Origin of the sequence: Rhodococcus sp. KRD162 (assembly GCF_017168335.1) — a bacterium.
In the GTDB taxonomy this organism is placed as follows: Bacteria; Actinomycetota; Actinomycetes; order Mycobacteriales; family Mycobacteriaceae; genus Rhodococcoides.
The window spans coordinates 1-9271 of record NZ_JABFAU010000076.1; the positions used below are offsets into that span (position 1 = coordinate 1).

General features: G+C 70.4%; 9 protein-coding genes. 1 reads left to right on the forward strand and 8 read right to left on the reverse strand.

What is annotated here, in order from left to right; genetic code table 11:
• Positions 1-227: 227 nt before the first annotated feature.
• From J1M87_RS27170 to J1M87_RS27200, 7 genes are read right to left on the reverse strand one after another with little or no spacing between them, the layout of a single operon-like run.
• Positions 228-1643, reverse strand: coding sequence for an NADH-quinone oxidoreductase subunit N (locus J1M87_RS27170; RefSeq protein ID WP_042329325.1), 1416 nt, complete (start codon positions 1641-1643; stop codon positions 228-230).
• Between the two features lie 21 nt (positions 1644-1664).
• Positions 1665-3155 carry a NuoM family protein gene (locus J1M87_RS27175; RefSeq protein ID WP_007626381.1) on the reverse strand — a complete coding sequence of 497 codons (1491 nt, stop codon included), beginning with the start codon at positions 3153-3155 and terminating at the stop codon, positions 1665-1667.
• Between the two features lie 2 nt (positions 3156-3157).
• Entirely contained in the window at positions 3158-5104 is a 1947-nt protein-coding gene (locus J1M87_RS27180) for an NADH-quinone oxidoreductase subunit L (RefSeq protein WP_206492765.1), read from the reverse strand.
• Positions 5101-5403, reverse strand: a complete 303-nt coding sequence (locus J1M87_RS27185; RefSeq protein WP_017836397.1) for an NADH-quinone oxidoreductase subunit K — start codon at positions 5401-5403, stop codon at positions 5101-5103. The genes J1M87_RS27180 and J1M87_RS27185 overlap by 4 nt, the downstream gene beginning before the upstream one ends.
• On the reverse strand, positions 5400-5963 hold the full coding sequence (locus J1M87_RS27190; protein WP_064257203.1) for an NADH-quinone oxidoreductase subunit J: 564 nt from the start codon (positions 5961-5963) through the stop codon (positions 5400-5402). Before J1M87_RS27190 ends, J1M87_RS27185 begins: the two co-directional genes overlap by 4 nt.
• Positions 5964-5966: 3 nt before the next feature.
• Positions 5967-6902, reverse strand: coding sequence for a complex I subunit 1 family protein (locus J1M87_RS27195; RefSeq protein WP_017836399.1), 936 nt, complete (start codon positions 6900-6902; stop codon positions 5967-5969).
• Entirely contained in the window at positions 6895-7545 is a 651-nt protein-coding gene (locus J1M87_RS27200) for a hypothetical protein (RefSeq protein ID WP_241257514.1), read from the reverse strand. The genes J1M87_RS27195 and J1M87_RS27200 overlap by 8 nt, the downstream gene beginning before the upstream one ends.
• Here J1M87_RS27200 and J1M87_RS28940 point away from each other — a divergent pair.
• Complete coding sequence (locus J1M87_RS28940; RefSeq protein WP_241257515.1) at positions 7531-8424, forward strand: hypothetical protein; 894 nt, start codon at positions 7531-7533, stop codon at positions 8422-8424. The two genes, J1M87_RS27200 and J1M87_RS28940, sit on opposite strands and share 15 nt — an antisense overlap.
• A gap of 95 nt (positions 8425-8519) precedes the next feature.
• Here the strand turns inward: J1M87_RS28940 and J1M87_RS27210 are convergent, their stop codons facing one another.
• On the reverse strand, positions 8520-8864 hold the full coding sequence (locus tag J1M87_RS27210) for an NADH-quinone oxidoreductase subunit A (protein ID WP_007626392.1): 345 nt from the start codon (positions 8862-8864) through the stop codon (positions 8520-8522).
• Positions 8865-9271 lie beyond the last annotated feature (407 nt).

A 9271-nucleotide genomic window follows, 5' to 3' on the forward strand; every position in this document is an offset into this window, starting at 1 on the left:
CTTCGCTCTGGCCAAGCAATGGCGAGCGCTGGCCACCCGCTACGACAAACTCGCGATCACCTACCGCGCCGCCGTCACCCTCTGCGCAATTCTCACCTGGCTACGCCGATTGGGAGACACGCCCTAGGGGGTTCTCTCCTATAAGCGGGCTCTCCTGTACGGCCCCCGGCTCCCTCCCGCACCTACTCGACGCCCCTTCCGGCTGGGGAAGGCTGCCGCTCCCAGCCCTACAGGATCCCGGGGCCGTCGAGGGCAGCCCACAGGACACCGGCCAGGACGCCCAGCGCCAGGCTCGCGGTCGCGGCGACCGCGGCCGTGACGGCCGGCCAGGCGGCCATCCCGCCGCGTCCGGGGAACTCGGCGGCTTGGGAGTCGGGTCGGGCGAAGACGGGGGCGAACCAGCGCAGGTAGTAGAAGAGGCTGATCACGCTGTTGACCACCACCACCAGAGCCAGCCACCCGTGACCGCCGTCCCAGGCGGCGGTGGCGGTGGTCAGTTTGCCCACGAAGATCGCCAGGGGCGGGGTGCCCACCAGCCCCAGCAGCGCCACCAGCACGGTCAGTCCCAACCCTGGGCGGGAGCGGGCCAGCCCGCGGTATTCGGCGAGCGTCCGGTGCTCGGGCAGGGCAGCGGTCACGGCAAAGGCGGCGACGTTGGTCACGGCGTAGGCGGCCAGGTAGAACAACAGCGAGGGCAGGGCCAGGTCGCTGCGCCCGGCTGCGGCCACGGGCACCAGCAGGAACCCCACCTGCGCCACGGTCGACCAGCCCAGTAGCCGGCGGGGATCGGTCTGCCAGTAGGCGGCCAGGTTGCCCAGGAACATCGAGGCGGTGGCCAGTAGGGCGGCGACGAGCAACCAGGAGTGCTCTTCGGCGGAGACTGTGGCCACCAACCGGTACACGGCCACCAGCGCGCCCACCTTGGGCACGGTGGTCAGGAACGTGGCGGCGGTGACCCCGGAGCCCTGGGCGGCGTCGGGCACCCAGAAGTGCATCGGCACCCCGCCGGCCTTGAACAGCAGCCCGGCCAGCACCCCCAGGATGCCTGTCCCCACGGCGGCGTCCGGTGCGGTGGGCAACGCCTCCCGGAGCAGGGCGTAGTCGGTGCCTCCGGCCAGGGCATAGAGCACGGTGACGCCCAGCATCAACAGGATCCCGGACAGCGCCCCCATGAGGTAGGTCTTGACCGCCGCCTCGGCGCCCAAGCGGCCGCCGGTGAGTCCGATGATCCCGTACAGCGGGATGCTGGCCAGCAGGAATCCCACGATCAGCACCAACAGGTCGGTGATCCCGGCCAGGACCATCACCCCGGCGGTGGCGAAGAGCAGCAGGGCGTAGGTGTCGGATTCGCGCGGGGAGTCCTTGAGCTCCCCGGAGGCCACCCCCAGGATCAGCAGGGTGGCCAGGGTGGCTATCACCCGTGCGGCGCCGGTGGCGGTGTCCACGGCAAAGGTACCCGCAAAGGCGCTTTGCGCAGGCCCGGCCATAGCCACCGCGGCGGCGGTCGCGGCGCCCAGTAGCGCCAGGGCGGCCGCGGCGCGGGCGATCCACTGGCGCTGCCGGGGGAGGAACGATCCGCCCAGTAGCACCGCCAATCCGCCGGTAAAGACGATGATCTCGGGCAGCAGCAGCCCGGGGCTCATCTGCATGGAGGCGTCCACGGGTTACCGTCCCACCAGTTCCACGAGGGCGGCCGAGCTCGGCTCGATCACCCCGAGCAGCACCAGCGGCAGCACTCCGATCAGCACGGACAGCGCCAGCAGAGGGCCGGCCGACCACAGCTCGTGCGCCCGCAGGTCCGCGAACCCGGGGGAGCGCCCGGCGGCGGGCCCGGTGAAGACCCGCTGCAGGGCCCGCAGGAACAGGGCGGCGGTGATCACGATGCCCACTAGCGCCACTGCGGTCACCGGGGCCACGGCCACGCTGCCGGCGAAGATCTGGAACTCGGCTATGAACCCGGAGAACCCGGGCAGGCCCAGGGAGGCAAAGGCGCCGATCGCGAACAGCGCCGCGTACCGCGGGGCGGGGCCGGCCAGCCCGCCATAGGAACCCAGGTCGTAGGTCCCGGCCCGGCTCTGCATGACCCCGGCCAGCAAGAACAGGGCGGCGGTGATCAGTCCGTGGCTGACCATCTGCACCATCGCGCCGGTGACCGCCACGGACCGGGCCTGCTCGGCACCCTCCACCAGCAGCCCGGCCGCACCCAGGGCCAGGACGATGTAGCCCATGTGGTTGACGGAGGTGTAGGCGATCATCCGCTTGAGGTCGGTCTGGGCAAGCGCCACCAGTGCGCCGTAGAGCACGGAGACGATTCCCACGGCCACGATCACCCAGGCCCACGCCCGCCAGACCTCGGGCAGCATCGGCATGGCGATCCGCACGAAGCCGTACGCGCCCATCTTCAGCAACACCCCCGCCAGGACGGCCGAGCCGGCGGCCGGGGCGTCGGTGTGGGCCGGGGGAAGCCAGGTGTGGAACGGCACGGTGGGGGTCTTGACGGCCAAGCCCACCAGGATCGCCGCCAGCACCAGCCCCCCGGCGAGCGGCTCACCGGCCAGCGGGGGTGCGGCGACCAGCTCGGGGATGTCAAAGGTGTGGGGCGCCGAGAACACATACAGCCCGATGAAACCCAGCAGCAGGGCCAGCGACCCCAGGAACGTGTAGAGGAAGAACTTCAGCGCCGACCGGGCCGCATTGCCGTGGCCCCACCCGGCGATGATGAAGTACATTCCCACGATCGACAGGTCAAAAAAGACGAAGAACAGGATCAGGTCGGCTGAAACGAACACGCCGAGGCTCATGCTCTGCAGGAACAAAAATAGCGCCGCCTGCACGCGCGGCCGGTCCGAATCCCGCAGGCAGTACACAGCGCACGCCAAGAACACCACGACCGTCATCGCCACCAGCGGCAGGGACAGCCCGTCGATGCCCACGTGGTAACTGCTGCCCACCCCCGGGATCCACGGCACCTGCTCCTCGAACGCCAGCCCGTTCGGTCCCGGGTCCTTGTAGCCGGCCCACACCACGGCAACCAGCAGCACTTCCAGCACGCTCACCGCGATCCACGCCCATCGCGCGGCCGCCGGCCCGATCGCCGGCACCGCGGCCAGGACGGCGGCGGCGGCCAAGGGGAGAAAGACGATCAGACTGAGCATGCTCATCCCATCACTGCGTAGACGGTCCAGGCCACCACGGCCACGGTGAGCACCGCGACGGCCTGCAGGAGGTACTGGTGGACGGCCCCGGTCTGCGGGGTGCGGGCCAGGTGCCCGAGTCGGCGAACCCAACCGGCCAGGCCCTCGACGGCGCCGTCGACCACGGCGTCATCGAGGCGGGCCGCGCCCTGCCCGGCCGTATGGGCGGCCCGTGCGGCTGCTCCGACTCCGGCGTCGAGGACCTCGTCGTCGAACCGCGCCACGGACCGTGCCAGCATCGGGACGGCCCCGGCCACGGAGGTCACGGCGCGGTCCAGGACCGCGTCGTCGAACCGGGCCAGGAGGTGCGCCAACCGCATGACGGGAACGACGACGACAACGTGCGCAGCAGCCTCCAGCCCCAGCCACCGCTCGGCCCACCCGAGTTCCGGGGCGCGTAGACGTCGCATCAGCAGCACCACGGCCAGGGCGATGGCGGCCGAGACCACGAGCTCGAGCGCCGTCACCTCGCCGTGCCCGCCCATCGCCTGGGCGAGGGCGCCGCTGAGCGGGGGCAGCGCCAACACCGACAGCCCGGCCGCCCCCGCGGCCAGCACGACCAGCGGGGCCTGCTCGAGCGCCCCCACCTGCCCGGTGCCGAGCTCTTGCGTTGCGCCGACCTCCCGCCCGGCGGTGGGCTCCTCGACCCGGGCCTGGGCCCCGCGGTGCCAGATCGTCCATAGGACCTTGCCGGAGTAGGCCGCCGACAGGGCCGCCGCCACCAGTCCTGTGGCGTAGAGCCAGGCCGAGGTCTCCAGGGCCCCAGCCAGCACCGCGTCTTTGGTCGCCCACAGGGACAGCGGCGCGATCCCGGTCAGGGCCAGGGCTCCCACGGTCGCGGTCACGCCCACCACCGGCCATCGGCGGCCCGCCCCGCGCAGTTCCGTGAGCTTCTCGGTGCCCAACGCGGTGAGCCACGCCCCGGCAGCGAGGAACAGCAGTGCCTTGGTGGAGGCATGGGCCACCAGTTGGGCGGCACCTCCGCTCACCGCGCCCACTCCGGCGGCCAGCACCACAAATCCCATCTGCGCCACAGTGGACGCCGCCAGCAACTGTTTGAGATCCCGTTGGGCCAACGCCACGATCCCCATCGCCACCGCGGTCAGTAGCCCGATCCACGCGGCGGCCGGGCCCGCCCACCCGGTGGAGGCGAGCAGCGGCTCCACGCGCAGCAGCAGGTAACCGCCCATTGCCACCATCGCCGCCGAGTGCAGCAGTGCGCTGACCGGACTGGGGCCCTTCATCGCGCCGGAGAGCCAGAACGAGAACGGCAGCTGCGCGGCCTTGCCCAGTGCCGCCACCAGGATCCCGGCCGCCACCACGTGCCGCCACGGGCTCTCCGCCGCCGGCAACTCGGACAGGCCCATACCGGCGCCGCCGGCCAAGGCAGCGCCGGCGGCCAGGTAGAGACCCAGGTCGGCGGTACGGGTGGTGAGGAAGGCCGTGAGCCCGGCCGAGACGCGGTCGGTGTCCCGCCACCAGAACCCGATCAACGCGTACGAGGTCGCGCCCATCAACTCCCAGGCAAACAGCAGCGCCGGCAGGCTGGCGGCCGAGGCCGTGATCAGGGCCGCGGCGGCGAAGAGCAGCATCAGCCCGTGGAAGCGGGGCCGGGCCGCCCGGATGTTGCCGGCCGCAAAAACCAGCACCAAAAGGGTCACCACTGCGACCATCGGCAGGGTCAGCGCCGCCAGGGCGTCGACCTCCAATGCCACGTCGACGCCGGCGATGAACGGGAACGCCACCGCAGGCCGCGCAACGGCGACGACAGCCGCCAGCAGCGCGGTCACGGCAGCGGTCGATACCGCGATCGGGGCCGCAACCCGCTCCGCCCGGGTCAGCGCGAGCACCGCACCCACGGCAGCCGGGAGCACCACCAGGGTCAGCAGCAAGGTCTGGTCGGCGGTCATCCGGAGAGATCCTCGGCCATGTCGGTCATGTCGGTCTGCCGCTTGCGGTGCAACAGCGTCGCCACGGCAAAGCCCATGGCCATCTCCACGGTCATGGCCGCCAGCACCACCAGCAGCAGCACCTGCCCGGAGGGGCCCGGGGCCAGGAACCACCAGAACCCCGCGGCGGCCAGGAGCACCCCGTTGATCATCAACTCCAGGCCCATCATCACCATCACCACCACCTGCTGGGACAGGGCCCCGTAGAGCCCGACGGCGAACAGGGCGGCGGCCACCACCAGAACGGCCTCCAGGGTCATCGACCCACACCTCCCGGCTGGGGGTCGTCGGCCGGGCGGCGCCGCAGATCGTCGCCGAGCCGGTCGTAGCGGGTGCGCCCGGCGGCCAGGACGATCCCGGCCACGATGGTGGCCACCATGACCGCGCCCACCACGGCCATCACCAACATCTTTTCGCCCATGATCTCCAGGCCCAGCGCGTTGGTGAGGTCCTCGGGTGGGGCGCCACGTCGCTCGGGCCACGGGATCAGCAGCGCCCCGGCGGCCAGCAGCACAAAGACCCCGACCGAGGTGCCGATCGCGGTCTTCTTCCCGTGGGTCATGTCCATCGGCATCAGCGCCGGGTTCATGCCCATGAACATCACCATGTAGACCGCCATCACCGCCATCTCCATGACCATCATCAGAATCGTGATGATGCCCAGGTAGCTCTGACCCAGCAGCAAAATCATCACCCCCACGGCGATGAACGATGCCGCCAGCGCGTAGGTGGCCCGGGCCATCGAGTCCACCACGAACACGGCCGTCCCCGCGGTCACCGCCACCACAGCGAGTACCCAGAACACGATCCCGACCAGCACGGCTCAGCCCTTCCAGACCACGACGAGGGACACAAGCAGATCCTGGGCCACGACGGCCGGGAGCAAGACAGTCCAGCCGATCTCCATGAACCGATCCGGTCGCAGCAGCGGAAGTTTGCGCCGCGCCCACACCAGAACCGTCAGCACCAGCGCTGTCTTGACCAGCACCCACGCCCAGTCGGGCAGGACGGGCCCGGCACCACCGCCGAGGAAGAGCGGCACCGAGAACGCCGCCCCGGCGGTGAGGAACAGGTAGCGCCCGGCCTGCAGGACCAGCCGATCGACCCCCGAGAGTTCGGCCGTCACCCCGCCGACGATGTCCGCGGACAGGGCCGGGGCGAATGGACCCCATACAGAGAAGCCGGTCACGCCGATCAGGAAGACCAGGAACGCCACCGGCATCCACACCACAAACCACACGCCGTCCTGCGCGGCCGCGACGTCGCCCACCGCCAGACTGCCGGCGGCGATCGCCGGGGCCACCAATGCGAACATCAGCGGCAGCTCATAGGCCAGCCCGTGCGCGAGGAAGCGGTAACCGCCCACCAGACCGTGGATGGAGTTGGCGCCCCACCCCGCCAGCCAGACCAGGGCCCACACCATGACGTCGACGGCGTTGAACCACACGACTCCCACGTCGAGGTCCGCCAGTGTCCAGCGGCCCAGCGGGATCACGGCGATCATCAGGAACGCCCCGACCAGCATGCCCGCGCCGCCGATCCGCCACAGCAGGGTGTCCGCGGCGACCGTCGTGCGGCGACGCTGCCGCAACAGACGGGCCGCACGGGCCAGGGGAGTGGGCCCGCCACGACCGCCGCCCCGCGCCGGCGACGAGAGCACCCCGTCCAGCGCCACCGCGAACAACGCCAGCCCACACAGGATCACCCCGGCCAGCACGGCCCACCCACCGGACACGGTCGTCACCACGGTCTCAGACATGCCCCACCTCCCGGACGGCAGGATGCGAGCCCAGATCAAGGCTCGCCACCGCCAAGCGCACAGTGCCCAGCTCCAAACCGGTCACCAGGTCCGGCACCACCGCCCACGGCACAGTTAGTTTGTCCGCAGATTCCTGCGCTGAGCCGCCATCCGCCCGGTCCGGCGTTGCGCCGCCGACCTCGACGCGGATCCGTTCCAGTTGGGCCAGCAACCGGTCGTGGGCATCCCCGAGGCAGTGCCCCGGCAAGCCGTGGCGCTCCAGATCGGCCGGGCCGAGCGGCAGCACGCCCCGCAATGACCAGCGCAGCAGCCGCGACCTGCGAACCTTCCGGTGCAGACGCTCGACGGCGTCACGGGCGGCACCGGGATCGCCCGTCAGAATCCCGTCCCGGGCACGGCGGGCGCAGTCCGCCAGGTCTTCGGCACCGGCCAGTGCCAGCAGTGCCATGACCTGATCACATTGGGTCACCGTGGCAGACGCGTGGTCCGTGGGCCGACCGGGTGCTCCGGCCCTGTGCTCCGTCGCGTCGATCACCGAGGCGGTGGCGTCGACGACAACGTCCCCCTGTAGCGAGCAGTGCAGCACGAGCCCGGCCGGCCAGAACGGCAATACCGGACCGAGCGGCAGATGGAGAACATCCATCTCCAGGCCGTCGCGGTCCTCCCCGCCTTCGGCCAAGGGAATCCCGGCGGGAGCCATGTCCATATCCCCGTGGCCTTCATGGCCCTCGTGGCCACCATGCCCGCCATGGCCTTCATGGCCCTCGTGCCCGCCGTGGTCTGCGTGGCCCTCGTGGCCACCATGCCCGCCATGGCCTTCGTGGCCCTCGTGCCCGCCGTGGTCTGCGTGGCCCTCGTGGCCACCATGCCCGCCATGGTCTTCGTGGCCCTCGTGCCCGCCATGGTCTTCGTGGCCCTCGTGCCCGCCGTGGTCTGCGTGGCCCTCGTGGCCACCATGCCCGCCATGGTCTTCGTGGCCCTCGTGCCCGCCGTGGTCTGCGTGGCCCTCGTGGCCACCATGCCCGCCATGGTCTTCGTGGCCCTCGTGCCCGCCGTGGTCTGCGTGGCCCTCGTGGCCACCATGCCCGCCATGGTCTTCGTGGCCCTCGTGGCCACCATGCCCGCCATGGTCTTCGTGGCCCTCGTGCGCCTGGCGATCCGCGTGCTCTTCGTGGTCCGAGTGTCCACCGTGGCCCTGGTGTTCCTCGTGTCCTTCGTGGCCCACGTGCCCTTCGTGCCCTTCGCCATCAGCATTGTTCGCGTGATCGGACATCGAGGGCTCCTGCGCCCGTTCGCGGGCGTCGGTCCGGTGATGGGAAGTGTCGAGCAGGAGCGCAGTGGCATTGTCGAGGGCGGGAACCACCGCTCCGGGCGAGGCGATGCCGATGCGCACCCGAGGGCCGGGCATCTGCTCCCAGAGGCGGTTCGCCAGATCCGACAGCTCAGGACCCGGCGCACCACACACGACGAGCACGTCCCCCTGAGCCGGACTACTGGCTATCCGCCACCCGCGACGGAGTAGCTGTTGCTCAAGCTCCATCCGAGTCGCCCACTGGCCCGGGGCCTCGACGACGAGCACCCGGGTGGCCTGGACGGCGAGGCGGGCGAGAAACGGGCTCAAGCCCATCGGAATGCGCCTTCTCGCCGTGCCCAGGCCACGGCGACTAGCAGGGCACCAAGGAACAGGAACATCTCCACCACCGCAGAGAGCCCCTTCTCGATCACCACCACGGCCCACGGGTACATAAAGAGCATCTCGACGTCGAAGGCCAGAAACACGATCGAGGCGAGGTACCAGCGTGCGTGGAACCGCGACAGGGCGTGCTCCTGCGGTGCCCACCCGGATTGGGCCGGCAGGACTGTCAACGGGTCGGAGGTAATGCTGGCCACGCGGTGGAGTGCATAGAAGAGAGCAACGACAGACAGCGCCACCAGAGCCACGGACACGATCCCTGAGGACATGACGGTCTCTCCCCTTTCTCGCGGTCGAACATCGAGGCCGGTCGCTGAGCGATGGGAGTCACCTTAACGGATTACCGCGATCGATAATCTCGTTCCAGCTCGGCGGTCAGCCGTGACCGGGGCCGGCTCCGCAGAGCAGGAACACCCGCGTGTGGGTCCGACTGATGCGAAATCTCTGGAACCGGTTGGGCTCGACTGGGGGCGGGGTTGTCGTCGAAAGAAAGCGCACACCTCCGCGCGTCGCTGGCTACTCATCGAAGAACTGTCCACATTCCTTGACTAGGGCGTGTCTCCCATAGCTGAGCGGTGACCCGCGAGACCGTGGCCGTATGGGACAGACGAAGTCACGATTTCGCCAGTTCACCGACGAGCAGTGGGAGCGGATAGAGCCCCTGCTGCCCTCCAAT

Coding starts and splice junctions, on each gene's coding strand:
- J1M87_RS27170 (WP_042329325.1), bottom strand. CDS start 1,643: ATGAGCCCCGGGCTGCTGCTGCCCGAGATCATCGTCTTTACCGGCGGA.
- J1M87_RS27175 (WP_007626381.1), bottom strand. CDS start 3,155: ATGCTCAGTCTGATCGTCTTTCTCCCCTTGGCCGCCGCCGCCGTCCTG.
- J1M87_RS27180 (WP_206492765.1), bottom strand. CDS start 5,104: ATGACCGCCGACCAGACCTTGCTGCTGACCCTGGTGGTGCTCCCGGCT.
- J1M87_RS27185 (WP_017836397.1), bottom strand. CDS start 5,403: ATGACCCTGGAGGCCGTTCTGGTGGTGGCCGCCGCCCTGTTCGCCGTC.
- J1M87_RS27195 (WP_017836399.1), bottom strand. CDS start 6,902: ATGTCTGAGACCGTGGTGACGACCGTGTCCGGTGGGTGGGCCGTGCTG.
- J1M87_RS28940 (WP_241257515.1), top strand. CDS start 7,531: ATGGAGAACATCCATCTCCAGGCCGTCGCGGTCCTCCCCGCCTTCGGC.
- J1M87_RS27200 (WP_241257514.1), bottom strand. CDS start 7,545: ATGGATGTTCTCCATCTGCCGCTCGGTCCGGTATTGCCGTTCTGGCCG.
- J1M87_RS27210 (WP_007626392.1), bottom strand. CDS start 8,864: ATGTCCTCAGGGATCGTGTCCGTGGCTCTGGTGGCGCTGTCTGTCGTT.